Annotated in this window: 21 protein-coding genes and 2 tRNA genes; 11 read left to right on the forward strand and 12 right to left on the reverse strand. The window is 57.6% G+C overall.

Translation table 11 applies throughout. The features are described from left to right. The first annotated feature begins 170 nt into the window (after positions 1-170). Positions 171-1,316: a site-specific DNA-methyltransferase gene (locus FY156_02585; GenBank protein UXS00457.1), complete on the forward strand. Its 1,146-nt coding sequence runs from the start codon at positions 171-173 to the stop codon at positions 1,314-1,316. A gap of 350 nt (positions 1,317-1,666) precedes the next feature. Here FY156_02585 and FY156_02590 read toward each other — a convergent pair whose 3' ends face one another. After that, positions 1,667-2,278 (reverse strand): HAD family phosphatase, encoded by a 612-nt coding sequence (locus tag FY156_02590; protein ID UXS00458.1) that lies wholly within the window; start codon positions 2,276-2,278, stop codon positions 1,667-1,669. Continuing rightward, complete coding sequence (mutY, locus tag FY156_02595; GenBank protein ID UXS00459.1) at positions 2,275-3,378, reverse strand: A/G-specific adenine glycosylase; 1,104 nt, start codon at positions 3,376-3,378, stop codon at positions 2,275-2,277. The genes FY156_02590 and mutY overlap by 4 nt, the downstream gene beginning before the upstream one ends. Before the next feature lie 99 nt (positions 3,379-3,477). On the opposite strand from mutY, the gene FY156_02600 reads away from it, so the two are divergent. The 3 genes from FY156_02600 (at position 3,478) to smc (ending at position 8,347) form a co-directional block, all read left to right on the forward strand. Next, positions 3,478-3,990 carry a DUF721 domain-containing protein gene (locus FY156_02600; GenBank protein UXS00460.1) on the forward strand — a complete coding sequence of 171 codons (513 nt, stop codon included), beginning with the start codon at positions 3,478-3,480 and terminating at the stop codon, positions 3,988-3,990. A gap of 142 nt (positions 3,991-4,132) precedes the next feature. Then, the gene (locus tag FY156_02605) at positions 4,133-4,798 is read left to right on the forward strand and encodes a thioredoxin domain-containing protein (GenBank protein ID UXS00461.1); all 666 of its coding nucleotides are present in this window, start codon (positions 4,133-4,135) and stop codon (positions 4,796-4,798) included. A gap of 84 nt (positions 4,799-4,882) precedes the next feature. Then, positions 4,883-8,347, forward strand: a complete 3,465-nt coding sequence (smc, locus tag FY156_02610) for a chromosome segregation protein SMC (protein ID UXS00462.1) — start codon at positions 4,883-4,885, stop codon at positions 8,345-8,347. A gap of 226 nt (positions 8,348-8,573) precedes the next feature. Here smc and FY156_02615 read toward each other — a convergent pair whose 3' ends face one another. Then, entirely contained in the window at positions 8,574-9,551 is a 978-nt protein-coding gene (locus FY156_02615) for a VOC family protein (protein ID UXS00463.1), read from the reverse strand. A 291-nt stretch (positions 9,552-9,842) separates the two neighbouring features. On the opposite strand from FY156_02615, the gene FY156_02620 reads away from it, so the two are divergent. After that, the gene (locus tag FY156_02620; protein UXS02993.1) at positions 9,843-12,569 is read left to right on the forward strand and encodes a pyruvate, phosphate dikinase; all 2,727 of its coding nucleotides are present in this window, start codon (positions 9,843-9,845) and stop codon (positions 12,567-12,569) included. Here the strand turns inward: FY156_02620 and FY156_02625 are convergent. The 3 genes from FY156_02625 to FY156_02635 all read right to left on the reverse strand — a co-directional run bounded on the left by FY156_02625 (position 12,547) and on the right by FY156_02635 (position 15,039). Next, complete coding sequence (locus FY156_02625) at positions 12,547-12,819, reverse strand: hypothetical protein (protein UXS00464.1); 273 nt, start codon at positions 12,817-12,819, stop codon at positions 12,547-12,549. The genes FY156_02620 and FY156_02625 overlap by 23 nt on opposite strands. Positions 12,820-12,937: 118 nt before the next feature. Beyond that, a complete protein-coding gene (locus FY156_02630; GenBank protein ID UXS00465.1) occupies positions 12,938-13,525 on the reverse strand; it encodes a demethoxyubiquinone hydroxylase family protein in 588 nt (195 codons plus the stop codon). Positions 13,526-13,674: 149 nt separating this feature from the next. Next, complete coding sequence (locus FY156_02635) at positions 13,675-15,039, reverse strand: dicarboxylate/amino acid:cation symporter (GenBank protein UXS00466.1); 1,365 nt, start codon at positions 15,037-15,039, stop codon at positions 13,675-13,677. A 330-nt stretch (positions 15,040-15,369) separates the two neighbouring features. Here FY156_02635 and FY156_02640 point away from each other — a divergent pair, with 330 nt between their 5' ends. Beyond that, positions 15,370-16,290 (forward strand): DUF1499 domain-containing protein, encoded by a 921-nt coding sequence (locus FY156_02640; protein UXS00467.1) that lies wholly within the window; start codon positions 15,370-15,372, stop codon positions 16,288-16,290. A gap of 9 nt (positions 16,291-16,299) precedes the next feature. On the opposite strand, the gene FY156_02645 is transcribed toward FY156_02640, so the two are convergent. Continuing rightward, positions 16,300-17,208 (reverse strand): MBL fold metallo-hydrolase, encoded by a 909-nt coding sequence (locus FY156_02645; protein UXS00468.1) that lies wholly within the window; start codon positions 17,206-17,208, stop codon positions 16,300-16,302. Positions 17,209-17,410: 202 nt separating this feature from the next. Between FY156_02645 and FY156_02650 the strand changes: the two genes are divergently transcribed. The 3 genes from FY156_02650 (at position 17,411) to FY156_02660 (ending at position 18,126) form a co-directional block, all read left to right on the forward strand. Continuing rightward, positions 17,411-17,485: transfer RNA gene (locus FY156_02650), tRNA-Gln, on the forward strand. 169 nt (positions 17,486-17,654) lie between these two features. Further along, a complete protein-coding gene (locus tag FY156_02655; protein UXS00469.1) occupies positions 17,655-17,939 on the forward strand; it encodes a hypothetical protein in 285 nt (94 codons plus the stop codon). A gap of 10 nt (positions 17,940-17,949) precedes the next feature. Beyond that, on the forward strand, positions 17,950-18,126 hold the full coding sequence (locus tag FY156_02660; GenBank protein ID UXS00470.1) for a YegP family protein: 177 nt from the start codon (positions 17,950-17,952) through the stop codon (positions 18,124-18,126). Positions 18,127-18,290: 164 nt separating this feature from the next. On the opposite strand, the gene mqo is transcribed toward FY156_02660, so the two are convergent. Both mqo and FY156_02670 read right to left on the reverse strand, forming a co-directional pair. Next, positions 18,291-20,009, reverse strand: coding sequence for a malate dehydrogenase (quinone) (mqo, locus tag FY156_02665; protein UXS00471.1), 1,719 nt, complete (start codon positions 20,007-20,009; stop codon positions 18,291-18,293). 369 nt (positions 20,010-20,378) lie between these two features. Beyond that, entirely contained in the window at positions 20,379-20,798 is a 420-nt protein-coding gene (locus FY156_02670) for a hypothetical protein (protein UXS00472.1), read from the reverse strand. A gap of 265 nt (positions 20,799-21,063) precedes the next feature. Between FY156_02670 and FY156_02675 the strand changes: the two genes are divergently transcribed. Continuing rightward, positions 21,064-21,140, forward strand: a tRNA-Pro gene (locus tag FY156_02675). 349 nt (positions 21,141-21,489) lie between these two features. Here FY156_02675 and cysN read toward each other — a convergent pair. The 3 genes from cysN to FY156_02690 are packed head-to-tail and all read right to left on the reverse strand — an operon-like array spanning position 21,490 to position 24,742. Continuing rightward, positions 21,490-22,971 (reverse strand): sulfate adenylyltransferase subunit CysN, encoded by a 1,482-nt coding sequence (gene cysN / locus FY156_02680; GenBank protein UXS00473.1) that lies wholly within the window; start codon positions 22,969-22,971, stop codon positions 21,490-21,492. After that, positions 22,971-23,924, reverse strand: coding sequence for a sulfate adenylyltransferase subunit CysD (cysD, locus tag FY156_02685; protein UXS00474.1), 954 nt, complete (start codon positions 23,922-23,924; stop codon positions 22,971-22,973). The genes cysN and cysD overlap by 1 nt, the downstream gene beginning before the upstream one ends. Before the next feature lie 29 nt (positions 23,925-23,953). After that, complete coding sequence (locus FY156_02690; protein ID UXS02994.1) at positions 23,954-24,742, reverse strand: phosphoadenylyl-sulfate reductase; 789 nt, start codon at positions 24,740-24,742, stop codon at positions 23,954-23,956. A gap of 205 nt (positions 24,743-24,947) precedes the next feature. Here FY156_02690 and FY156_02695 point away from each other — a divergent pair, with 205 nt between their 5' ends. Beyond that, on the forward strand, positions 24,948-25,388 hold the full coding sequence (locus FY156_02695; GenBank protein ID UXS00475.1) for an Rrf2 family transcriptional regulator: 441 nt from the start codon (positions 24,948-24,950) through the stop codon (positions 25,386-25,388). Positions 25,389-25,402 lie beyond the last annotated feature (14 nt).

The raw sequence follows: 25,402 nt of genomic DNA on the forward strand, positions 1-25,402 counted from the left end.
GTGCGCAACGTTTATACGCGCCCACCGGTTCCATTCCGGATCGAGAACGCGGACGCACAGACGGTCGCTTGCGTGTTTATTTCGAAATTTCCGTGACTTGTTCAGTCTTTGATAACCATCTTCGGTAACCATAAGCATCAGTAGAGAGTAAGCGTATGGAGCGAGTACCAATGGCAGCAGTTTTTCCGCTGGCCGATTTTCGGCGTGCCGGTTTTGATCGTGCGGGCGAGAGCGACGCCTGGAAAGACAGCATCATCAAGGGTGATTGCGTCGCTGCCTTGGATGCCCTTCCCAGCCAGTCGGTCGATGCGATTTTTGCCGATCCGCCCTACAATCTCCAGCTTGGTGGTGCGCTTCACCGCCCGGACCAGTCTCTGGTCGATGCGGTGGATGATGAGTGGGATCAGTTCGCGTCCTTCGAGGCATATGATGCGTTTACACGGGCATGGCTTCTGGCCTGCCGCCGTGTCCTGAAGCCGAATGGCACGATCTGGGTGATCGGCTCCTACCACAACATCTTCCGCGTCGGGGCGATGCTCCAGAATCTCGATTTCTGGCTCCTCAACGATATCGTCTGGCGCAAGACCAACCCTATGCCGAACTTCAAGGGACGCCGGTTCCAGAACGCCCATGAAACGATGATCTGGGCGAGCCGCGATCCAAAAGCCAAGGGTTACACGTTCAACTACGAGGCGTTGAAAGCCTCGAACGACGACGTGCAGATGCGCTCCGACTGGTTGTTCCCGATTTGCAGCGGTCATGAGCGCCTGAAGGGCGAAGACGGCAAGAAGGTTCATCCGACGCAGAAGCCGGAAGCTCTGCTGGCCCGTATCATCATGGCGTCCACCAAGCCTGGCGATGTCGTCCTCGATCCTTTCTTTGGCTCTGGCACGACCGGTGCCGTTGCAAAGCGCCTCGGTCGCCACTTTGTTGGCATTGAGCGCGAGCAGGATTACATCGATGCGGCATCCGCGCGTATCGCGGCTGTCGAGCCGCTCGGCAAGGCCGAATTGACGGTTATGACGGGCAAGAAGGCAGAGCCGCGCGTCGCTTTCAACACGCTGGTGGAAAGCGGGCTTGTCCGCCCTGGCCAGGTTCTGACCGACGCCAAACGCCGCTATAGCGCCATTATTCGTGCGGATGGTACGATCGCATCCGGCGGGGCTGCCGGTTCCATTCACCGCCTTGGCGCGAAAGTGCAGGGCTTCGATGCATGCAATGGCTGGACATTCTGGCACTACGAGGATGGCGACGAGCTGAAGCCGATCGACGATCTGAGAGCGGTCATCCGCAGCCAACTGGCAAAGGCAGAATAATCTTGAGGCCGCAAGGCTGAAGGCGAACGATCCACCGCCCGCCCTTGTCAGTGACACGTCTCCATCCGGTTTTAGTACCTTCAGTCCCGGATGGGGAACGACCAACGCCCAGCACTTCACGGTGCTGGGCGTTGGTGTTTTAAATTCGCTTTAATGTTGCAATTTTTTGACGATCATCAAGTTCGCTGTAAGGTTCACGCAAGTGTGACCCCATAGTTTCATGTCAGCGGGATGATTTAGCGGAGAAACAAGCCGCAGCGCTTCCCCGGAAAATGATTTGAAAATCCCGGCCGGTTTCGGCCAGGCTGACGCAGGCAGGAGACCGCCATTTCCGCCTGCGTCAGAAGTTTTCAGAGTGTCACGCCGTAGTGCGCAAGATCTTTTTTCAGCGTCGCCGCATCAATAAAGCGAACCGCCTGCCAGCCGGCTTCTTTTGCCCCGTCAACATTGATTGCCGTATCGTCGATGAACAAGCTTGAGGCCGGATCAAGGTTGAAATTTTTCGCGTGCAGTTCGTAGATTGCCACATCCGGCTTGATCAGCCCGACGTCGCCTGAGACGGTCACGCCGCGCGTCTTCGTCAGAAATGGAAACATCTTCTGGGCTTCGCGGAAAGTGTCGGATGCAAAATTGGTCAGCATCGTCACATCGCGCCCCTGATCGATCAGGCCAAGCATGACGGCGACGGATTCGTCGTAGGAGTGCGAGACCATCTCATGCCAGTATTTGCGAAATGCGCGAATGTGCTCTTCGCGATCAGGAAATTTTTCGACCAGCAGCGCTTCGGCATCCTCCCAGCGACGCCCACGATCCTGCTCCAGATTCCAGTCGTGCGTGCAGACGTTCTCGAAGAACCACTTGCGCTCGTCAGCATCCGGAATGAGTCGGCTATAGGGAATATGGGGATCGTAATGGATCAGCACCTTGCCGATGTCGAATACGATATGCTCGATCTTGGTCATAAAACTTTCCTGTTTTTCTCGAAGGCCATCGGGATAGCCTGCGAGATGGCTTTTTTCATTACGGTTGGCAGCGCCTGCGCATCAAGATTTGTGACGGGCTCCCACCATCCGTCATTGCGGCCGGTTTGCAGACCATCTGGCACCTGCGCGCGGAAAACCGAAAGCCTCAATTCGAAATGGGTGAAGACATGCACAATCGCCCCCGCGGGTTGCCAGTTGGCGGCAAAAGGCGCGTAGCTTTCGTCCGTGCCACCGTCGATCCTCGCGGTCCAGGCTGTTGTCGGCACTTCGGTCATGCCACCCAGCAGGCCGCTTTCCTCCCGGCGTCTCAGCAGAATTTCTCCTCTGCTGTTCACGGCAATGAAGGCGGCACCCAGCCGCACAGGCTTTTGCTTTTTGGCAGCCTTGACCGGAAAACGTTCCGGATCGTCGTTCGCCAGCGCCAGACAGTCGCTGTTGAAAGGACAGAGTGCGCAGGCAGGCCGCTTCGGCGTACAGATTGTTGCGCCGAGATCCATCATGGCCTGCGCGAAATCGCCGGGCCGGTCGCTCGGCGTTATCTCCGCCACCCGTGTTTTCATGGCAGGTTTCGACCCGGGAAGGGGAGCATCGATGGCAAATAGCCGCGAGATGACACGCTCGACATTGCCGTCCATCACCGCTGCCTGCCGATTAAAGGCGATAGCTGCGACTGCCGCTGCCGTGTAATCGCCGATGCCGGGAAGCTGCCGCAACCCGTCTTCGGTATCAGGAAAAATGCCGCCATGAGCGCTCGCGACTGTTTCGGCGCATCTTTTTAGATTGCGGGCACGCGCGTAATAACCAAGGCCCGCCCAGGCGGCCATGACATCCTCGGATGGTGCCGCGGCCAGATCGCGAACGGTTGGCCACAAGCCAAGAAACTTGGCGAAATAGGGTTTGACCGCCTGCACAGTGGTCTGCTGCAGCATCACTTCCGAAAGCCATACATGATAGGGGTCGGCGCGTTTGCCCTTTTCGGCCATGGCAGGCGAGGTGCGCCAGGGTAACTCGCGATGGTGCCGGTCGTACCACCGAAGCAAAGCGATCGCATGGGACGTTGAGGCAGTTTTTTGAAGCATGGTTTGCCGTTTCACTTGGATTTGGCCTATACTTGGTTCATTCACCGAAGCCGATCAAGAAGATGCAGGCTGCTTGCAGTCCGAAAACCCTGGTAAACCATGCGATATCCCCAGAAGGGCGTCATACAGATCGCCGAAATCGCCAACGGAATCATGGACCCCGTCCTGTCCAAGCGTGCGGGAATCAATACCGCGCTGCTTGGTTCGTGGGATGAGATCGCCGGCGAGGACTTCGCCGACTGCACGCGGCCTGAAAAAATCACCTGGCCACGGCGCGATGAAGGACCGGATCGCGGTGGCTATCAGTCTGGCGTGCTGACTATCGCCTGCGAGGGCGCCCGGGCACTGTTTCTCACCCATGCGCAGGGTGAGTTGATCGCCCGCATCAACGGCTTCTTCGGATTTCCCGCCATCCGCCAGATCAGGATCGTGCAGAAACCCGTTTCCCAGACGATGTCTCGCAAGAGAAAACCGCAGCCCCTGCGTGGCGATGCGGCGAGACGTCTCGAAGATATGATGGACGGCATCGAGAGCGAGGCGCTGCGCAAGGCCGTCACCAGGCTGGGAACGGCAGTCCTCCAGCGCAAGCCTGTCCGCAAAGGGGCATTTTGAAGCAGCAGCTGATCTGTCGCAGGTCTGTCCTTGACTGGTCACAATTCTTTGACAAGAAGAATGTCAAAGGCCGCTTGTGATGAACAGATGGCCGCTATATCGGATTCGCAGACAATAGAGTCTAATAAAACAGGGTGCTTTCATGCATTTTTCCGAATTGACCGTTTCCCGCCGCAGCCTGCTTGGCGGTGTTGCATTCGCATCCGTCGCTGCGTCGTTGCCCGGCATCGTGCAGGCGCAGGAACTGCCGGAATCCACCGGCGATGTGGACATGGCAGAAGTCCTGAAGCCGGGTCCGTTGCCAGAGGCAGCGCTGGGTGATGCGAACGCGCCGGTCAAGATCGTCGAATACATGTCGATGACCTGCCCGCACTGCGCGCATTTCCACAACACGACCTTCGAAGAGATCAAGAAGAAGTATATCGATACCGGCAAGGTCTACTTCGTCATTCGCGAATTCCCGTTCGATCCACGTGCTGCCGCCGCCTTCATGCTGGCGCGTTGCGCACCGCAGGGTCAGTACTTCCCGTTCGTTTCCATGCTCTTCAAGCAACAGCAGACCTGGGCCGTTGCTCAGGATGCACGCGCCGCACTGCTGCAAATGTCGAAAATGGCCGGTTTTTCACAGGAGTCCTTCGAGGCCTGCTTGACGAACCAGAAGCTTCTGGATGATGTGAACGCAACGATGCAACGCGGTGCGACGGAGTTTGGCGTCAATTCCACGCCGACGTTCATCATCAACGGCAAGAAATACGCGGGAGACATGTCGGTTGAAACCATGTCGGCTGTCATCGACAAGGCTATCTGATCCGCTTTTTTTGATGAAAACGGGCGGCGGATATTTCCGTGCGCCCGTTTTTTATTGCCCTTTTCTTCTTGAAGGCGCGTTGGCATGAAGTTCAACAAGCTTCGCCTCCTCGGCTTCAAATCCTTTGTCGAACCTTCCGAATTCATTATCGAGCCGGGGTTGACGGGTGTCGTCGGCCCAAACGGTTGCGGCAAATCCAACCTCGTCGAAGCCCTCCGTTGGGTCATGGGCGAAAATTCCTACAAGAACATGCGCGCATCCGGCATGGATGACGTCATTTTTTCGGGGTCCGGCAATCGCCCGGCCAGAAATACCGCTGAAGTCGGCCTTTTTCTCGACAATTCGGATCGCACTGCGCCTGCTGCTTTCAACGATGCCGACGAAATTCAGGTGACGCGCCGCATCGAGCGCGAAAACGGCTCAGTTTATCGCATCAATGGCAAGGAGGCCCGTGCCAAGGATGTGCAGCTTCTCTTTGCGGATGCGTCAACCGGCGCGCGCTCGCCCTCCATGGTGGGGCAGGGCCGTATTGGCGAGCTCATCAATGCCAAGCCACAGGCACGGCGACAGCTTCTGGAAGAGGCGGCCGGCATTTCCGGTCTGCATTCGCGCCGCCACGAAGCGGAACTACGCCTGCGTGCTGCCGAGACCAATCTCGAACGGCTTGAAGATGTCACTGCTCAGCTAGAAAGCCAGATCGAAAGCCTGAAGCGTCAGGCGCGTCAGGCCAATCGCTTCAAGATGCTGTCTGCCGATATTCGCGCCCGTGAGGCGACGCTGCTTCATATCCGCTGGGTCGAAGCGAAGCAGCTGGAGGGCGAGTCCGAAAGCGCACTCAATCAGGCAACCGTCATTGTCGCCGAGAAGGCGCAGGCGCAGATGGAAGCTGCAAAGCAGCAGGGTATTGCCAGCCTCAAATTGCCTGAACTGCGCGAGAATGAGGCGAAGATCGCTGCCACGCTTCAGCGTTTGCAGATTGCCCGCAGCCAGCTCGACGACGAGGCGAACCGTCTGCTTCGCCGCCGCGATGAACTGGCGCGGCGTTTGGCTCAGCTTGGCGAGGATATTGTTCGTGAGGAGCGGCTGGTTTCCGATAATGCGCTGATCCTGTCCCGTCTGGATGAGGAAGAAGCAGAGCTTCTGGAAATCCTGTCCGATTCCGGCCGTTACGCTGAAGAAACGAAGGAAGCCTTTGAGACAGCGGCGGCAAAGCTCATTGAAAGCGAAGCTGTTTTTGCGGCCTTGACCGCCGAACGTGCGGCCGCATCGGCATCTCGGCAGCAGCTTGAACGTGCTATCCGCGATCTCTCCGATCGTCGTCTCAGGCTTGAGAAACAATCGCAGGACGCGTCGGCTGAAATCGATGCCATCGATGAAAAGCTCTCCGTTCTGCCTGATCCGGCTGAACGGAGCGAAGCTGTCGAGGCAGCAGAAATGGCGGTCGAGGATGCTGCGGTCGTTGTAGAGGAAGCTGAAGCGTTGGTTGCGCAGGCACGTTCTACCGAAGCGCTTGCCCGTGGTCCGCTGGAGGCGGCGCGAAACAGGTTGAATGGGCTGGAAACCGAGGCGAGGACCATCGCCAAAATCCTCGCCAGCGGCGCTGCCACAGGTGATTTTACGCCGGTCGCAGAAGAGCTGATGGTTGAGCGCGGTTTCGAGGCAGCGCTTGGCGCAGCCTTGGGAGATGATCTGGAGAGCTCGCTCGATCGGTCCGCACCGGCCTATTGGCAGGTGAACGGCGTTGGCACGGAAGATCCGGCATTGCCGCAGGGCGTGAAGCCGCTTCTCGATTATGCCAGCGCGCCATCGGCGCTTGCGCGGGCGCTGGCCCAGATCGGTGTCGTCTCTGATATCGCGCAGGCTCAGTCATTGATGCCCTCGCTCAAGGCGGGTCAGCGGCTTGTCACCCGCGAAGGCGCGCTTTTCCGTTGGGACGGCCACGTCACCAGTGCCGACGCACCGGGCGCTGCCGCACTGCGCCTGTCGCAGAAAAATCGCCTTGCCGAAATCGAAGCTGAGCTGGATGAAGCTCGTGATGTTTTGGCTGAGGCCGAGGAGCAATTGGCGGCCGCCAGCGAGGAAATCCGCATCTCCGAGCTCAGGCTTTCCGAAGCGCGCGACCGAAATCGCCTTGCCGCCCGGCAGCTTTCCGAAGCGCGCGACGCGCTTTCTGCGGCAGAGCGCGCCTCCGGTGATCTCCTGCGCCGTCGCGATGTCGTCTCCGAGGCGCTGAACCAGATTGCTGCTCAGGTCGAAGAGGTTGCTTTTCAGGAGGAAAATGCCCGCATCGAGATGGACGATGCGCCTGATCTTTCGTCGCTTGATCTTCGGTTGCGCGAAAGCCAGCTTGATGTCGCGACCGACCGCAGCCTGGTGGCCGAAGCGCGTGCCAGGCACGAAGGCTTGAACCGCGAGGCGGAGAGCCGCCAGCGTCGTCTTCAGGCGATCGCGCAGGAACGCTCCACGTGGCAGGCACGGGTTGCCAGTGCGGCGGATCACATTTCAACGTTGCGCGAGCGCGAGGAAGAAGCCCGGGAAGAAATCGCCGAACTCGATATCGCGCCGGAAGAGTTCGATGAGAAGCGACGAACACTTCTCAACGAGTTGCAGAAGGCCGAGGAGGGTCGCCGCGCTGCTGCGGATCGGTTGGTGGAAGCCGAAAACCTGCAACGGGATGCCGACAGAATTGCCGCCACCGCTTTGTCTGAATTGGCGGAAGCGCGCGAAAAGCGTGGCCGTGCAGAAGAGCGGCTGGTTTCAGCACGGGAGAAACGCCAGGAAACCGAACACCGTATTCGCGAGGCTTTGAACTCCGAACCGCATATGGCGCTGCGATTGACCGGCCTTGCACCGGACGCTCCGTTGCCGGACGTTCGTGAGGTTGAACGCGATCTCGACCGATTAAAGATCGAGCGCGAAAGGCTTGGGGCGGTCAACCTGCGTGCTGAAGAGGAACAGGCGGAGCTGTCGCAGAAGCTTGCGACCCTTATCAAGGAACGCGATGACATCATCGATGCGGTGCGCAAGCTGCGTGCGGGTATTCAGAACCTTAACCGCGAGGGACGTGAACGCCTGATTGCCGCCTTTGATGTGGTCAACACCCAGTTTCAGCGGCTTTTCACCCACCTGTTCGGCGGCGGTACGGCAGAACTGCAACTGATCGAGTCCGATGACCCGCTGGAAGCCGGACTGGAAATTCTTGCCCGCCCGCCGGGCAAGAAGCCGCAAACCATGACGCTTTTGTCGGGTGGCGAGCAGGCACTGACAGCCATGGCATTGATCTTTGCCGTCTTCCTGACCAACCCCGCACCGATCTGCGTGCTGGACGAGGTGGACGCGCCGCTGGATGATCACAATGTCGAGCGATATTGCAATCTGATGGACGAGATGGTGGCGTCGACGGAAACACGTTTCGTCATCATTACCCACAATCCGATCACCATGGCGCGCATGAACCGCCTGTTCGGCGTTACCATGGCAGAGCAGGGTGTTTCACAACTCGTATCCGTGGATTTGCAGACCGCCGAGCAATTGCGCGAAGCCGGTTAAGTTTTCCCGCACTCTCGTCGGAGCATTGAAGCTGCACCTACGTTGTTTGACGTAACCATATCACCCATTCGGGTGAGCGACATGGGCTGTTGTTTTGATATCTTGCAATGAAGGCATGGGTCTCCCAACCGCCCGCTTGCCGACCCCCCATCCGGGTTCCTGTACCGGATGGTATGCCTTGCGAGGCCAGCGCTGTGGTCTCGCAAGGCTTTCTTTTGCGTGAAGATCAGGCCGGCATCAGCCGCAGCCGCGTTCCCCAGGGATCTATCGCCTCAACAGCGCCACTCTCCATCTCAACCAGAACATAACCCGCTTTGCGGAGCCGCTCCTTCTGCGCCTCCAGATCGGCAGCGTTACGCACGCTCAAGGAAAACCAGTCGAGGCCCGTTTCCGCAGTATTGCGTTCTTTCGCGCCTTTGCTGTTCCAGATGTTGACGGCGAGGTGATGATGATAGCGTCCCGACGACAGGAAAGATGCGTCACTGCGCTCTGCGCGCGTCGATTGCAAGCCCACGGCTTCTTCATAAAATGCCCGCGCCGCTGCGATCTCTCCGACTTTCAGATGAATATGGCCGATCCGCAAGGCCTCCGGCGCAATCTCATAGTCGTCTTTCCTGATATTGGTCAGAGACACGAGGTCGTCGATATCAAGCTGTTCGGTGCCCATCTTCACCACTTCGTCGGTCCAGATCCATTGCTCGCGCGGCCTGTCGCTATAGACCTCTATGCCGTTTCCTTCGGGATCGTTCAGATAGATCGCTTCACTGACATTATGGTCCGCAAATCCGGTGAGTGGGACCTGCGTGGTGGCAGCATGCACAAGCCAGCGGGCGAGATCTTTTCGGGTCGGCATCAGATACGCGATATGGAAGAGACCAGCCGAGGTCGGGCTTTCAAAATCAGCCGCCGGTTTATGCACCAGATGCAGCAAGGGCGTGCCGTTGACACCGAGCGTCAGTCCGCGGGCGGTCTGCTCTATTTCCCTGAGGCCGAGTACAGACTGGTAAAAGGCCTGCATTGCATCGATATCGCGGACCTTTAATGCCGCCTCGCCGACATGCATTGGAGTGGTCAGGGCGAAGGGAAGGGCATTTGTCGCAGGCGGAGGAACAGCTCCCCCTTCAGCGTGCACGGCATTGGCCAGAGCCGATGCGGCGCAGGAAATTCCGGCGAGTTTCAACGTATGGCGTCTTGTCAGCAGCATGGAAAATCTCTTTTTGGTAATGGAATCTGCTTAGGGAACACTCCGTTTCTGCGCACTACACGAGTGCGTTACAGCTTTGGCTCTATAAATCACCATCATCTGCAAAGAACGTGATTGACCGATTCTCCAAGCCTGATCGTCCTGATAAATCCGTTTTGCGGCAATTCTTGAACCGACTTTGCCGCAATTATGCTGCACTGCGATGTAAACTTGGAATCGCAACGTTTCCAATGCGCTGCCAATGCTGTACATGATAGAAAAATGACAACGCTTCTGGGTGGAGAGCGTGCAATGAAAAAGTGGGTTTACACCTTCGGCAACGGTGCTGCCGAAGGCGGAGCAGGTGACACTGCGATACTGGGCGGCAAGGGGGCGAACCTTGCCGAAATGGCAAGTCTCGGCCTGCCTGTCCCCCCTGGCCTCACAATCATTGCCGATGCCTGCGCGCTCTATCATAAAAACGGTCGCGATCTCCCCGAAGACCTGAAACTGCAGGTGATGTCCGGCCTTTGCGGCATGGAAGTCTCCACCGGAAAAAAGTTCGGTGGCAGCGCGCACCCTTTGCTGCTCTCCGTTCGTTCAGGCGCACGCGCTTCGATGCCCGGCATGATGGATACGGTTTTGAACCTCGGCCTGAACGACCAGACGGTGCAGGCGCTTGGTCATGACGCGGGCGACGCACGTTTCGCATGGGACAGCTACCGTCGCTTCATCCAGATGTATGCCGATGTCGTCATGGGCCTCGATCATGAAATGTTCGAGGAAATTCTGGAAGACGAAAAAAGCCGCCTCGGCCACGAATATGATACCGACCTCGGCGCCGTTGAATGGCAGCATGTCGTCTCGCTCTACAAGAAGCTGATAGAGGATGAGCTGGGTGAGGAGTTCCCGCAGGACTGTCATGTTCAGCTTTGGGGTGCAATCGGTGCGGTGTTCGCTAGCTGGACGAACCATCGCGCTGTCACTTACCGCCATTTGCACAATATTCCGGGCGACTGGGGAACCGCGGTCAACGTTCAGGCCATGGTATTCGGCAATCTCGGTTCATCCTCGGCAACCGGGGTTGCTTTCACCCGCAATCCGTCCACGGGTGAAGCTGAGCTCTATGGCGAGTTTCTCGTCAATGCACAGGGAGAAGACGTCGTTGCGGGTATCCGCACACCGCAATCCATCACGGAGGCCGCCCGGATCGTTTCTGGTTCCGACAAGCCTTCAATGGAAAAGCTGATGCCGGAGGCTTTCGCCGAGTTCACGGCGATCTGCAAGCGGCTTGAGACCCACTATCAAGACATGCAGGATCTGGAGTTCACCATCGAGCGTGGCACGCTCTGGATGCTCCAGACCCGCAACGGCAAACGCACCACGCGTGCCGCCATGAAGATCGCCGTCGATATGGTCGAGGAAGGGCTGATCTCGGAGGACGAAGCCGTCTGCCGCATCGAGCCATCATCGCTCGACCAGCTTCTCCACCCGACGATTGATCCGGATATCTCCCGGCCCATTATCGGCTCCGGTCTGCCGGCTTCACCCGGTGCTGCAACGGGTGAGATTGTCTTTACGGCAGAAGAGGCCGTTGCCGCAGAAGCGGAAGGTCGGCGCGTCATTCTGGTGCGCATCGAAACCAGCCCCGAAGACATTCACGGTATGCACGCCGCTGAAGGCATTTTGACCACGCGTGGTGGAATGACCAGCCACGCCGCCGTTGTGGCGCGTGGCATGGGCATCCCCTGTGTCACCGGTGCAGGCTCGATGCGCGTCGATATGCGCAACAGAGTTCTGATCGGCGTTGGCTGCATGCTGAAGCGTGGCGATATCATTACCATCGATGGCTCGTCCGGCCGCGTGCTGAAAGGCGAGGTGCCGATGACACAGCCCGAGCTTTCGGGTGACTTCGGCAAGTTGATGGTGTGGGCCGACCGCGCTCGCCGTATGACGGTGCGCACCAATGCCGATACGCCGGCCGATGCCCGTGCGGCACGCGCCTTCGGTGCGGAAGGCATTGGTCTTTGCCGAACGGAGCACATGTTCTTCGAGGGCGACCGCATTCATGTAATGCGTGAGATGATCCTAGCGGAAAGCGAAAAGGGCAGGCGCGCTGCACTCGATGAGCTTTTGCCGATGCAGCGATCGGATTTCACCGAACTGTTTACGATCATGCACGGTCTGCCGGTCACGATCCGTCTGCTCGATCCACCACTGCACGAGTTTTTGCCCAAGACGGATGGTGAGATCGTAGAAGTCGCGGCTGCGATGGGAATGCCGCAGACGGTCTTCCGTCAGCGTCTGGACGCGCTGCATGAGTTCAACCCGATGCTGGGTCATCGCGGTTGCCGTCTTGCCATTTCCTATCCGGAAATCGCCGAAATGCAGGCCCGTGCGATTTTCGAAGCGGCCGTAGAGGCCGCTCGGATCACGGGTGCACCGGTTGTGCCTGAGATCATGGTTCCACTGGTCGGCCTGCGATCGGAACTCGATTACGTGCGCGGCGTCATCGACCGTGTCGCGGCTGCCGTCGCGGAAGAGACCGGCATGACCATCGAATATCTCTCCGGCACGATGATCGAGCTGCCGCGTGCAGCGCTGCGCGCGCACGTTATCGCAGAGGCGGCGGAGTTCTTCTCCTTCGGCACGAACGACTTGACGCAAACGACCTTCGGCATCTCCCGCGATGATGCGGCGCGGTTCATCGATACCTATCAGCGCAAGGGTATCATCGAGCGTGATCCGTTTATCTCGCTTGATTTCGACGGGGTTGGAGAGTTGATCCGTATTGCCGCAGAACGCGGGCGTCAGACGCGCCCGGATCTGAAACTCGGCATTTGCGGTGAACATGGTGGTGATCCGGCATCGATCCACTTCTGTGAAGATGCCGGCTTGGACTATGTGTCCTGTTCACCGTTCCGCGTGCCGATCGCACGCCTTGCAGCGGCGCAGGCCGCACTGATTGAGAAGACTGGAGACGGCGATACGACGAGCAACGTCGCCGTCATTCCCGTCAGGGCCTCGGTTGGACGATAACGCGACGTTCGACAACGACAGGTCGATAGAACATGTCGCGGTCAACGCGGGCCTGCCAGGCGCGATTGTCCGCACGACGATCGAGCTCGAGATCGAGCAGGCATCCTGCCATCGGGTCGGTACCGGGGCGGAAACCGTAACCACGGCACGTGGCCTCGTCGCGTGCACGGCGTTCTTCCGGGGTTAAAGTCTGGCACGCGGTCAACGTCAGCATGGCGGCCAGCGAACCGAGGACGATGGAAACGCGCATTTTTTATCTCCCTACACCTGTATCGAACGCGGCACTTGTTCTTCGCGTTTGATACGCCTGTTTCCTATTCGGGAAAAGCGGTTTAAGCCGGTAAAGTTGCATCCTCCGCGCCGCTGCGTCAGGTTTGATCAAAGCGCGCCATTTCGGAGCGCATCCAGCTTGAATCTCCCCAGGTGGAAAGCCAGATCATCAAATCGGTAAGCGCGCTTATAACGGGCAAAAGCACCGCGTGACTTAGACCCTGCTTCATCTGGTTTTTCTCCGCTTCCTTCAGATGCGCGAGTTCTTGCATTTGTATGGAAGCAATCAGCCCATGCAGTTCAGGATCGATTGTTTGCAGGAATGTCAGTTGGTCTTGCAGGTGGCGGTGAACAGTGCTCTCGACGGCTTCCGTGCAGATCCAGACCATGTTGCGGCCGCCAAGCGCTGTCAAAAAACCAAGCACATAACCACCAAGGCTCCAGAGCGCCATGATGCGGCAAGGTTTTGCCTTTCTCGAAGGCATTGCATCCCGGAACAGGCGGCAATGATCTATCTCATCGTTTCGCATCTCTTGAAGTGCAGGGACGATATCCGGAAACAGGCGACGTGCCATCCAGATCTGCGCACCATAAATGCGAATGGCGCCGAATTCGCCAGCATGATTGACCTTCAGGATGCGCCGAACCGTAAGAGCAAGATCGCGTTTGTCTTCATTGCTCGACATGTCGGATGTCCCTCGGTGAGTTGCTTCAGCCACATCTCATGGACGAAAGACGTTTCGATTTCAATTACAGCGTTTGCCCATTCAACGAAAGCGCCGCTCCGATGGTCATCGTGAGCGGCGCGGGCCTTTGCAGAAGCTGGTAGCAGCGGTTACGCCGTCGCAACCTCACGGTCGTCGAGTGTGTCGATATCCTTGGCGTTGTTGTAGACGGCCTCGTTCAGAATGCCCTCGCGCTTGGCAACGATGGTGGGCACGAGCGCCTGACCGGCGACGTTGACTGCCGTGCGACCCATGTCGAGGATAGGATCGATAGCAAGCAGCAGGCCGACACCTTCGAGAGGCAGGCCAAGTGTCGATAGCGTCAACGTCAGCATGACGACCGCGCCTGTGAGGCCGGCTGTTGCGGCAGAGCCGAGGACGGACACAAAGACGATCAGAACGTATTCCTGAATGCCGAGCGGCACCTGGAAGAACTGCGCGATGAAGATCGCCGAAATTGCCGGATAGATTGCGGCGCAACCGTCCATCTTGGTTGTCGCACCGAGCGGAACGGAAAAGGCGGCATACTCGCGCGGCACACCAAGGCTCTTTTCAGTGACGGTTTCCGTGACGGGCAGGGTGCCTATGGAGGAACGCGAAACGAATGCGAGCTGAATGGCAGGCCATGCGCCCGCAAAGAAACGCGATGGTTTCAGGCCATGAGCAAGCAGCAGCGCGGGATAGACCACGAAGAGCACAAGCGCCAGTCCGATATAGACCGCAGCCGCGTACCAGCCGAGTTGCGAAAGCGTCGTCCAGCCATACTGGTCGACAGCGCGACCCAGAAGGCCGATCGTGCCGATGGGCGTGAGGCGAATGACCCACCACAAAATCTTGCGCACGATGGCGAGAAGAGACTGATTGAAGGCCAGGAACGGCTCGGCTGCCTTGCCCGCTTTCAGTGCGGCTACGCCAAAAGCAATCGATACCACGAGCAGTTGCAACACGTTGAAATTCAGCGATGTGCTGGCCGAACCGTTGTTGAGTTTGGTCGAGGCTTCAAGACCGAAGATATTGGCCGGAACGAGGCCCTTGAGGAAATCGAGCCAGGAGCCCGTGGACGACGGTGCTGCGGCTGCGGTATTTGCGATCGCGGTGTTGACCCCAGGCTGGATGATGAGACCAAGTGCTATGCCGATCACCACCGAAATGAGCGCCGTAATCGCGAACCACAGCAATGTTTGCCAGACGAGCTTGGCGGCATTGCTCAGGTTTTTCAGATTGGCAATCGAGGCGACGATGGCAGTGAAGATCAGCGGCGGAACGAGTGCGCGCAACAACTGCACAAAGATGCTGCCAATTGTCTGAAGCGTGACGGAAAGCCAGTTCTGACTGCCTGCGGCATCGGGGCCAATGTTGCGCGCAACGAGGCCAAGCAGCAGGCCGACGACCATGGCGGTCAGCACCTGAAAGCCGAAATTACGATAAAAGGGTTTTGCCCCCGAGGGGCGAGGGGACGTCGTTGCCTGTGACATGATGTGTCTCATTTTTAAGCAGGAAATCGAGAATGTTGCACTTTTAGCATGCATTCCCGGATAGGCGCTGCAGAATATGCGAAATTTCTCAGCATTTAAGAGATGGACTTGCGTAATTCGCGTATTGATGGTGTTTCATTCCGAAAAATATGGCGTTTTAGAAATGAAGTTCCAGTTCTGCCGATCTCGATCTTGGAAGCGGTCCGGTCGGTCGCTCCTTTATTTTCCTCGCCGCAAATCCGGTTTATGACACCATATACCGGTGATTCTTTCGCCAGACCTCGGGTGCAACGCGTATAGGCCCATGCAATCTAACGGATATCCGCTTTCATGACTGTGCGTTTCGTCCGGCCCGTATCTTTTGCGGCCTACCTTTCCCGTTATCTCGGCTTTGCCGGTCTGGTGTTGTCTCTCATCGCCGCCGGGCTTCACCGTTTCGGGCCTTTGACCACCCCGGACTTCGTCGGTCTGGTGTTGATTGCCGCCGCCATAGCCGTGCTGGCCGTGCTTCTGGCTTTGATCGGGCTGGAGCGTCTTTGGACGAAAGGATCGAAAGGCGGTCTCTGGGCACTGGCGGCTCTGATCTTTTCGAGCCTGCCATTGGGTGTCGTCGGCTATGGTGCTTTCCTCTATTGGCAACAGCCGAAGATTTATGATGTTTCCACTGATCTGACGGACGTGCCGGATTGGCTGGTGCCGCCTGTGGCCAATCAGCAATGGCTTGTTCGCCCTGCCATCATTGGTGCTGAAGATCGTGCAGCACAGGCCACCGCTTATGCAAGCCTTGCCGGCCGCCGTTATGAGGGTGCAATCGACCGCATTTATGCTGCCGCACGAAAAACCGCGGCTGCACGCAAAATTCGTATCGCACACACTAAAGGTGTCATTGGAGCCACCACGGAGCCTTCCATTGGTGTGCCGGAGCAGGACAGGACGCCGCCTTCTGAGGAAACGCCGCTGGATGATCTGCCGTTGAATGTGCCCGTTCCGATGGCGCGCCCGGCCGATGCACCGCCGCCGACCTTCTTCAGTGGCAGCGGGGTCGTTTTCATGCAGGGTGAGATGCGCACTCTCGTCTGGGGATTGCGCTTCGATGTGTTGATCCGGTTGAAGGAAGAGGCAGAGACAACAGTTGTCGATGTCCGCGTTGCTTCGCGTTACGGGCCCCATGATCTTGGCATGGGCGCCGATATCGCTGAGACGTTCCTCGATGCGCTGGATGCAGAAATGCAGGGCCTTAACGACAGTTGAGACGGGCCTTCAGGCCGGAATATATTCGCCGAGAAGCGAGGGCGGGCCATCCGTCTGCACCAGCCCTTTTTCAATCAGATCCTCGATATGAGCTAGAACGGAAAGCGCTGCTGCGCCATGCAGGCGCTTGTCTGTGCTGGCGTAGATGACTTTCACCATGTCGGCAATCAGCCGGTCGCCTTCCTTGATGCGCTTGAGAACGGCTTTTTCCCGCATCCGTCGGTGGGCACGCAGTCCACGCATGAATGCGGAAGGATCACGCAACGGGCCGCCATGTCCCGGAAGAAAAAGCCGGTCATCACGCTGAAGAAGACGATCGAGTGATTTCATGTAGTCGCTCATCGCTCCATCTGGAGGCGCGACGATGGTGGTGGCCCACGCCATGACATGGTCGGCAGAAAAGACAATGCCGGTGCCCTCAAGTGCAAAGGCGGCATGATTGGCCGTATGACCCGGCGTGTGCAGGGCGGTAAGCTGCCAGCCGTCGCCGGAAAGGCTCTCACCATCACCAAGTGCAATATCCGGTACGAAGTCCGTATCGGAGCTTTCTGCGAAAGGATTGGTTTCGCCAACATGCAGCGGTCTTGCGGCGCGGTGCGGTCCTTCGGCCACGGTCAGTGCGCCGGTTGCCGCTTTCAGGCGTTTTGCCAAGGGCGAATGGTCGCGATGCGTGTGGCTCACGAAGATATGCGTTACCTCGCGGCCTTTCAGCGCAGCCATCAGGGCTTGGAAATGTGCCTCATCTTCGGGGCCGGGATCGATCACTGCAACAGAGCGGTCACCGACGATATAGCTGTTCGTGCCGTGAAAGGTGAAGGCGGAAGGATTGTTGACGGTCATCCGCTGGATGCCGGTGGTAACGGGTACCGGTTCGCCATAGGCGGGCTGGAAATCGAGATCGAATGCCGGGTCCGCCATCGAGACCTCCTGAAGTAATGCCATGCCAACCAAAGCCGCGGTCGACGCCGCGCAATCTTCAAGCCCTAACATGCCCTATCAGGTGCGACACTCAAAAAGCTTGGGTTTTGTGAAAAAATAACGAGAAAGGTGATTGCCGCTGCGGCCCGGCTTTGCTAATCAGGCGCGGTTCGGACAGCGGTGTTTCACCTTGCTGTCCTGTTGGGGCGTCGCCAAGCGGTAAGGCACCGGTTTTTGGTACCGGCATTCCCAGGTTCGAATCCTGGCGCCCCAGCCATTCAAGATACCCTCCCGAAATTCTTTTGCTGCGATATGAATAAGCAGATTGCAGGATTTTGCGCCTGCATATTTGCGTTGTGCCAATTCCCAAAGGCCACTGAATTTAACACGTCTTGCAAGAACATAAAGTTTTGGCATGATTGACGTGTTGTTGGTGGGAGATTCTCATGGAACAGATCTTGATAAATCTGATCGCCGGCGCTGTCGGTGGGAATGCTATCGGAAAAACATCATCAAACTTTGATATCGGCACCATAGGCAACACGATTGCCGGAGCCTTGGGGGGAGGTCTTTTAGGTCAACTGGTAACGCTTTTGATACCCGCGATTTCCGCGGCAGCTCAGGCGGGCAATCTGTCCGTGGGAGGCGTGGTGACGCAATTGGTTGCTGGCGGCGCGGGTGGCGCCATACTGACGGCGATCATCGGTGCAATTAAAAACCGCAGTGCTTGAGGAGGCCTGAATGGCTCATAAATTCGAAATTTATAAAGACAAGGCTGGCGAATTCCGTGTTCGCTTCAAATACAACAATGAAGTCATCTTCTCGACGGAAGGTTATGCTTCCAAGGCGAGTGCGCAAAACGCCATCGCCTCAATCAAGAAGAATGGCCCGGACGCACCGACCGAAGATAACAGCTAGGTCGAATGAACGGCTTGCTCTTTGGGGCGAGCTTTTCAGAAGACGTAACCGCATCGCGCCCACTGGTCACCGCGCTTCATCGGTGATGTGAGGTCTGCGAGGTAGCTGCGGCGATTGCGTTTTGAGCACTCGCCGCAGACTGTGTCAGTGTTTTGAAGCCCGATTTACAGGGCGATATCGGGAACCTTTTTCGCAGGCTCGCCAGCCGGTGCCGTTGTGGCGGAGTTCAGCGCGTCGCGATTGATCTGCGGCGGCGTCGGCAGTTGCAGCTTTTCGGCGGTGTAGGCCCATTCCTGCTGTACCATGTCGGCGGAATCGTTCAGCTTCGTACCGTAGCTTGGAACGATTTGGCGGATTTTGGCTTGCCATTCCGGAGTTGCTACCTTGTCCTTGAAGACCTTTTCCAGAACGTTGAGCATGATCGGGGCTGCCGTAGACGCGCCTGGCGATGCGCCGAGCAGACCGGCAATGCTGCCATCCTGCGAGGCGACAATTTCCGTGCCGAGCTTCAGAACGCCACCCTTGTCGGCATCGCGCTTGATGATCTGGACGCGCTGGCCTGCCTGCCACAGACGCCAGTCGTTCTGCTTGGCATTCGGGAAATATTCCTGCAATGCCGCGAAGCGATCGTCGTCCGACATCATCAACTGACCCGCGAGATATTCTACCAGTGGGTATTCATCGACGCCGACGCGCACCATCGGCCAGGCATTGCTGGTCGTTACAGAAGAAACCAGGTCGAAATAGGAACCGTTCTTGAGGAACTTTGTCGAGAAGGTTGCGAAAGGTCCAAACAGGATGACGCGCTTGCCACCGATAACCCGTGTATCGAGGTGCGGAACGGACATGGGCGGAGAGCCGACCGATGCCTTGCCATAAGCCTTTGCCAGATGCTGCATCGTCACGTCGGGATTTTCGTTGACGAGGAAGGAGCCGCCGACCGGGAAGCCCGCATAGTCGTCGCCTTCAGGAATGCCGGACATCTGCAGGAGATGTAGCGCGCCGCCGCCAGCACCGATAAAGACGAACTTGGCGTCCACGGTTTCTTCGGTGGAATCGTTCACGTTGGCGTAGGTCACACGCCAGCTTCCATCGGGATTGCGCTGGATGTCGGAAACCTCACTGTTGACCTTGAGGTCAAAGTTAGGCTGGCTTTGCAGATGCGAGGCGAACTGGCGGGTAATCTCGCCGAATTCCATGTCGGTGCCGAGCGGCGACCAGGTTGCGCCGATCTTCTGGGAAGGATCGCGACCTTCCATCATCAGCGGCACCCACTTCTTGATCTGCTCCGGATCGGTAGAGAATTCCATTCCGGCGAAAAGCGGGCTGGCCTTCAGCGCCTCATAGCGCTTTTCAAGATAGGCGATATTCTCGTCGCCCCAGACGAAGCTCATATGCGGCGTGTGGTTGATGAACGAGCGAGGGTTCTTCAGAACGCCGTTCTTCACCTGCCATGCCCAGAACTGACGGGAAATCTGGAATGCTTCGTTGATTGCAATCGCCTGAGTGATCTTGACGTTGCCGTTGGCATCTTCGGGCGTGTAATTCAGTTCGGCGAGCGCGGAGTGGCCCGTGCCGGCATTGTTCCAGCCATTCGAGCTTTCGAGTGCGACGCTGTCCATCCGCTCGATCATCTTGATCGACCAGTTCGGCTCGAGTTCGCGCAGCCAAACACCGAGGGTCGTGCTCATGATGCCGCCGCCAATCAGCAGCACGTCGACCTTCTGCGTCGGGCTATTTGCCGATACCGGCGAAGATGGCAATGCGGCTGCGGCAAGTCCTGCCAGCGCGGTGCCGAGAACCTGTCTACGGTTCATGGGAAGCGAATTGTTGGAAAAATCGGTGGTCTGAAATTTGTCTTGATCGATGGGAGTCACGGCCATACCTGGTTCTTGTTGTTTGTCAAAACACTCCTCCCAGCGGCCCCGTTATAGCAATCAACTGGTGGGCACAACCCGGCGATCGGCTGCTTCTGTCAAGCGAATTACCTCTAAATTGATGGGGGCATATGGTCGCGCCCCTGCTTTTCAGGCGTCTTTTTTGACGCATATTTGCCATCTTCGGGACGATGCGGCGTCATTCAAACGGTTGAAACGTCAAAACCAGCAGAACGGGTGCAAAGGTTAGGAAACGCTGCCGTCAAGCGTGTCGTGCATGGGTGATATGCGCTCAGAGACACGAAAAAAGCTCAAAAAATAACAAGGCCCGCCTGTTTTCTGGGCGGGCCTCTCTGTTTTTAGACGATTTCAGGCTCAGTCTGCGGCGAGAAACTCTGCGCAATAGCTTGGGCCGTTGACGCCGGGGCGATCAGAGACGGTACGAACGGAGGTGATCCGGTAATCGCTCGAAACGGTCAACTGCACCGTGCAGGAAAGATAGGCGGTGCGGGCAGGAGAAATCTGGCGGCCACGCTTGCCGTCCTTACCTTCCTCGAACTTCGCCGGAACGGTTGCCTTCTTGTAACCACCGCGCCAGTTGTAGATGGTCGAGCTACCGGATTCAGTGTCGCTCTGCGGAGGGCCAAACTTTGCGAAGAAAATGCCAGCCGACTGACCGACCCAACGGGCTTCAACGGGGCTCTTCTGGATGAATGAGGGAGCGGAGCCTGTCGAGGTGGTGCAGGCGGAGAGCGCAATTGCCAGTCCTGCGAGCGTTACGCTGCGAAATTGCATGGTGAGATGTCCTTTGTGCCGTGTCCGGCCCTTCTGCCGTTCATTCTGTTCCCCTAGCAGATTTGATGACGAGCGGCAGGGGAGGCTTCAGCTTTGACGAAAATTTCCTGCCACAATTGCTTTTTTGTAACGTTCTGTAACCTGAAATACCGTCGGAGCGGGCTTTACCTCCGGGACGTCAACCATCCGCCGGAACTTGTCATAAAAAATGCAATATCCCGCTTGTCGAACGCCAGAGGCTGGTCTATAGAAGCGCCGCTGGTCACGGAGTGTAGCGCAGTCTGGTAGCGCACCACGTTCGGGACGTGGGGGTCGGAGGTTCGAATCCTCTCACTCCGACCAGCTGAAAAAAGCCTCTAAATCAAAGGCTTAAAAATTTCCCGATATTTCATGGACATCTACGTATTTACCTGCGGACTGGAAATAGGACCGTTTGATGTCCAATTCGTCAACGCAACTTCGTAGTTTCCTGTCCTAAAAAGGGAACACGAACGCTCCCCAGCCGTTATTCATCCAGAACAGCAATGGAGGATAACATGCTGAAGGGTATTGCACTTTGGGCCATGGGCGTTCCGATCTTCGTGATCATTCTGCTTTACATGTTCGTATTTTAAGCGAGCCCGTATCTTGGGTACGCAATAAAAAAGGCGACCGCGAGTGCGGTCGCCTTTTTTGTTTTATTCCAAGTGACTTAGTCCAGTTCGCTGATGATACGCGATGCTGTTGCCGTATCCGTGCGACGGATTTCAATGTCATCGCGGTGCTTGGCGAGGAGTTCGCTGGCAAGCAGCTTTTCAGCCAGTTCGGCGGGTAGGGACAGCACGACCCTGTCACCCTTAACCTCTGCATCACCGGCGTTGCGCTTGCCGAGGATCATGCCACCGGCCACCGTGTTGTTGGTGTCGGGATCGATCAGAATGAAAGAGCCGGTTGAGCGGTTCTGCTCATAGGGATCGAAGATCGCTGTTTCGTCGAAGGAAAGCCGCACCTTGCCGATCGCATTCATCGGCAAAGTGGTTTCATGTGCCTTCCACTCTCCAACCTTGAGATCAAGCTGTGTGACTGGCTGGACGCTGACGCGCTGGCGGCGGCTGCCGCTTTTCAACCAGTAGCGTTTGCCGGGTTCGATACCGCCTGGCTGCAACGCCACGAGCTGCGCATCAAAGGCAAGGCCCGTCTGCGGCTGCGCCTCGATGGAGACAATCATGTCGCCACGCGAAACATCGACCTGGCGGTCGAGAACCAGCGTGACGGCATCGCCTGCGACGGCGGCATTGCGCACCAGATCGAATGTCACGATCTGCTTGATATTTGCCACCATGCCGGAGGGAAGAACTACGACGCTGTCGCCCGGCTTTACCGAGCCGCCCGCGACGGTGCCCTGATAACCACGAAAGCTTTCACCGGGGCGCGATACGCGCTGTACTGGCAGACGGAAACCACCGGATTGTGCAGAACGCACTGTTGCCAGCTCCAGGGTTTCCACCAGCGTCGGTCCCTCATACCAGGGCATGGACGCCTTGCCGGAGAGAACGACGTTCTCACCCTTCAATGCCGACATTGGAATGGCGGTGATCTGCTTGATGCCGAGTGCCGAGGCAAAATCGCGGAATTCATGCGCGATCAACTCGAAGCCGGCCTTGTCGTAACCCGTCAGGTCGATCTTGTTGATCGCGAGTACGAACTGACGGATGCCCATCAGAGCGGCAATGGTGGCGTGGCGGCGGGTCTGCTCGAGAATGCCCACACGCGCATCGATCAGCAGAACGGCAAGATCGGCCGTCGAGGCGCCGGTTGCCATGTTGCGGGTATATTGCTCGTGGCCGGGGGTATCTGCCACGATGAAGGCACGCTTGTCGGTGGCAAAGTAACGATAGGCGACATCGATGGTGATGCCCTGTTCGCGTTCAGCCTGCAGTCCGTCGAGCAGTAAGGCGAAATCGGGCAAGCCGAGATCGTTTTGCTTGCCGCTGTCACGATGAAGCGTAGCAGCCTGATCTTCCTTGACCGCCTTGGTGTCCCAGAGAAGGCGGCCGATCAGGGTCGATTTGCCGTCGTCGACGCTGCCGCAGGTGATCAGCCGAAGCGGGCGCGTATCGCGCGCTGCCTTCGAATGTTCTGCAAAGGGCAGAATCGTTGCGGTAGAGGAGGGTGTTTGTGCTGCGGCGGTCATCAGAAATAGCCCTCGCGCTTCTTCTTCTCCATGGAACCGGACTGGTCGCGATCGATCGCGCGGCCCTGGCGTTCGGAAACCGTGGCGATTTCAAGCTCGGCAATAACGTCCTGAAGTGTTGCAGCTTCGGAGCGAATGGCGCCGGTCAGCGGGAAGCAGCCAAGTGTGCGGAAGCGGATCGAGCCATGCTTGATTTCTTCGCCTGGCTGCAATTCCAGCCGCTCGTCTTCGGCCAGGATCATCATGCCGTCGCGTTCGATATAGGGGCGTTCCTTGGCGTAATAGAGCGGAACCAATGGAATGTTTTCCGCTTCGATGTAACGCCAGATATCCACCTCGGTCCAGTTGGACAGCGGGAAGGCACGTACGCTTTCCCCCTTGCGAACCATGCCGTTATAGATGTTCCACAGTTCCGGGCGCTGGTTGCGCGGGTCCCATTTATGATCGGGCGTACGGAAGGAATAGATGCGCTCCTTGGCGCGGCTTGCTTCCTCATCGCGGCGTGCGCCGCCGAAAGCGGCATCGAACTGCCCGGCGTCCAGCGCCTGGCGAAGTGCTTCCGTCTTCATGATGTCGGTATAAAGCGCCGAACCGTGGGAGAAAGGTGTAACGTTTTCCGTCTTGCCGCGCGGGTTGGTGTGGGAAATCAGATCGAGATCGTATTCCTTGACGATGTTGTCGCGGAACTCGATCATCTCCTTGAACTTCCAGCCTGTATTGACGTGCAGGAGCGGGAACGGGATGCGGCCGGGAAAGAAAGCCTTGCGTGCAAGATGCAAAAGCACCGACGAGTCTTTACCGATGGAATAGAGCATCACCGGTTTGTCGAACTCGGCGGCGACTTCGCGGAAAATATGAATAGCTTCGTTTTCAAGTGCCTTCAGATGCGGGTCGAGTGGCGGCTTGGATGCGACGGTATTCTTGCTGTCCGTCTCGTGGACTGCGTTGGACATTGGAAACTCCGGATATGTCTATGAAATGATTATCGTTGCGGGATGGCGGAAGCGGCGGAACCTTGTTCCGTGCCAGCGACGTGAAGACCGCATTCGCGTTTCTCGTCGTTTTCCCACCACCATCGCCCGGCGCGTTCGGGTTCGCCGGGCTTGATGGCGCGCGTACACGGCTCGCAGCCGATGGAGGGATAACCGCGCGCATGCAACGGATTGATGGGAATGTTCTCGGCAGCGACGTGGGCACGGATCGTTTCAATGTCCCAATCCGCCAGCGGATTGATCTTGATGAGATTGCGATCCGCGTCGAACTCGGCAAACGGCGTGGTCGCACGATTGCCGGACTGACCGCGCCGCAGACCGGTGATCCAGAAGGACGCACCTTCCAGAGCCTTGCCCAGCGGGATCAGTTTCCTGACATGACAGCAGGCGTGACGGGCTTCGACGCTTTCGTAGAAGCCGTTGAGACCGTATTTTTCGGCGTAAGCATCGATATCGTCCTGTTCGGGACGGAAGCGGCGAATTTCAATGCCGAAGCGATCTTCGGTTTCATTGATGAGATCGACGGTTTCCTTGAAAAGCCTTCCGGTCTCGAGCGTCACGACGTCGACCGGCAGTCGGTGCGTGCCGATGGCCGCGGTAATGACCTGATCTTCGATGCCAAGGCTGGTGGTGAAAACCGCGCGTCCGCCGAGCCCGGCGACAAATGAAAGCCGCCCAGCGAGATCGAGAGCTGCGAGTGCGGTATCAAGCGATGCGGTATCGGCAGTTGCGTTTACTGGAACAGGCATAATGCTCATTGTCACGTCCGGGATTACGATGGCCGATTATTGTTGAAATCCCGGCTTTCGGACAGAAATCACAGTCTGAGTCCGCTGCACTTCAGAGCAAATATGTCTCACGCGCGTGGGGCTCGGCGCAAAAGATGCCCGTTCACCTTGTTTCAAGGCCGTATTTGAATTGTGACAGCAACTGCGCTAAGCCTGAATTGCCCTGTGTTTAGGGTTGTGTTGTACTGGTTTCACGATGATTTCCCAGAAGGCGAAATATGCGCTGAGAGCGCTGGCTGCGTTGGCAAAGTCCAATGAGGCCGGGCCTGTGCAGATTTCTGATATTGCCCGCGATCAAGCCATTCCGAAAAAGTTTCTTGAGCAGATCCTTCTGGAGCTGAAACATGACGGTATGGTGGAAAGCCGTCGCGGCAAGCAGGGAGGTTATCTGCTGCGCCGTCCGGCCAACGATATCACTTTCGGCGAAGTGCTGCGGCTGATCGATGGACCTGTTGCGCCGCTGCCCTGCCTGTCGCAGATCGCCTACCGCCGCTGCGAAGATTGCGATGGTGAGAAACAGTGCGAGATACGCCACGTCTTCGCACGCGTCGCAGACGCCACCCGCAATATCCTGTTCAACACCACCATTGCAGACGCCGTCGCCGGCGTCGAAGTGCCTGAACTCCTGACAGCCTGAGTAGAACGCCGTCG

Origin of the sequence: Agrobacterium tumefaciens (genome assembly GCA_025559845.1) — a bacterium.
Classification (GTDB): Bacteria; Pseudomonadota; Alphaproteobacteria; order Rhizobiales; family Rhizobiaceae; genus Agrobacterium.

Bases quoted from the DNA above. Each gene is read 5' to 3' on its own strand.
- FY156_02670 (UXS00472.1), bottom strand. From the start codon at position 20,798: ATGCAATTTCGCAGCGTAACGCTCGCAGGACTGGCAATTGCGCTCTCC.
- cysN (UXS00473.1), bottom strand. From the start codon at position 22,971: ATGACCGCCGCAGCACAAACACCCTCCTCTACCGCAACGATTCTGCCC.
- smc (UXS00462.1), top strand. From the start codon at position 4,883: ATGAAGTTCAACAAGCTTCGCCTCCTCGGCTTCAAATCCTTTGTCGAA.
- FY156_02660 (UXS00470.1), top strand. From the start codon at position 17,950: ATGGCTCATAAATTCGAAATTTATAAAGACAAGGCTGGCGAATTCCGT.
- FY156_02620 (UXS02993.1), top strand. From the start codon at position 9,843: ATGAAAAAGTGGGTTTACACCTTCGGCAACGGTGCTGCCGAAGGCGGA.
- FY156_02655 (UXS00469.1), top strand. From the start codon at position 17,655: ATGGAACAGATCTTGATAAATCTGATCGCCGGCGCTGTCGGTGGGAAT.
- FY156_02590 (UXS00458.1), bottom strand. From the start codon at position 2,278: ATGACCAAGATCGAGCATATCGTATTCGACATCGGCAAGGTGCTGATC.
- FY156_02645 (UXS00468.1), bottom strand. From the start codon at position 17,208: ATGGCGGACCCGGCATTCGATCTCGATTTCCAGCCCGCCTATGGCGAA.
- FY156_02695 (UXS00475.1), top strand. From the start codon at position 24,948: ATGATTTCCCAGAAGGCGAAATATGCGCTGAGAGCGCTGGCTGCGTTG.
- FY156_02600 (UXS00460.1), top strand. From the start codon at position 3,478: ATGCGATATCCCCAGAAGGGCGTCATACAGATCGCCGAAATCGCCAAC.
- FY156_02615 (UXS00463.1), bottom strand. From the start codon at position 9,551: ATGCTGCTGACAAGACGCCATACGTTGAAACTCGCCGGAATTTCCTGC.
- FY156_02605 (UXS00461.1), top strand. From the start codon at position 4,133: ATGCATTTTTCCGAATTGACCGTTTCCCGCCGCAGCCTGCTTGGCGGT.
- FY156_02585 (UXS00457.1), top strand. From the start codon at position 171: ATGGCAGCAGTTTTTCCGCTGGCCGATTTTCGGCGTGCCGGTTTTGAT.
- mutY (UXS00459.1), bottom strand. From the start codon at position 3,378: ATGCTTCAAAAAACTGCCTCAACGTCCCATGCGATCGCTTTGCTTCGG.
- FY156_02640 (UXS00467.1), top strand. From the start codon at position 15,370: ATGACTGTGCGTTTCGTCCGGCCCGTATCTTTTGCGGCCTACCTTTCC.
- cysD (UXS00474.1), bottom strand. From the start codon at position 23,924: ATGTCCAACGCAGTCCACGAGACGGACAGCAAGAATACCGTCGCATCC.
- FY156_02635 (UXS00466.1), bottom strand. From the start codon at position 15,039: ATGTCACAGGCAACGACGTCCCCTCGCCCCTCGGGGGCAAAACCCTTT.
- FY156_02630 (UXS00465.1), bottom strand. From the start codon at position 13,525: ATGTCGAGCAATGAAGACAAACGCGATCTTGCTCTTACGGTTCGGCGC.
- FY156_02625 (UXS00464.1), bottom strand. From the start codon at position 12,819: ATGCGCGTTTCCATCGTCCTCGGTTCGCTGGCCGCCATGCTGACGTTG.
- mqo (UXS00471.1), bottom strand. From the start codon at position 20,009: ATGGCCGTGACTCCCATCGATCAAGACAAATTTCAGACCACCGATTTT.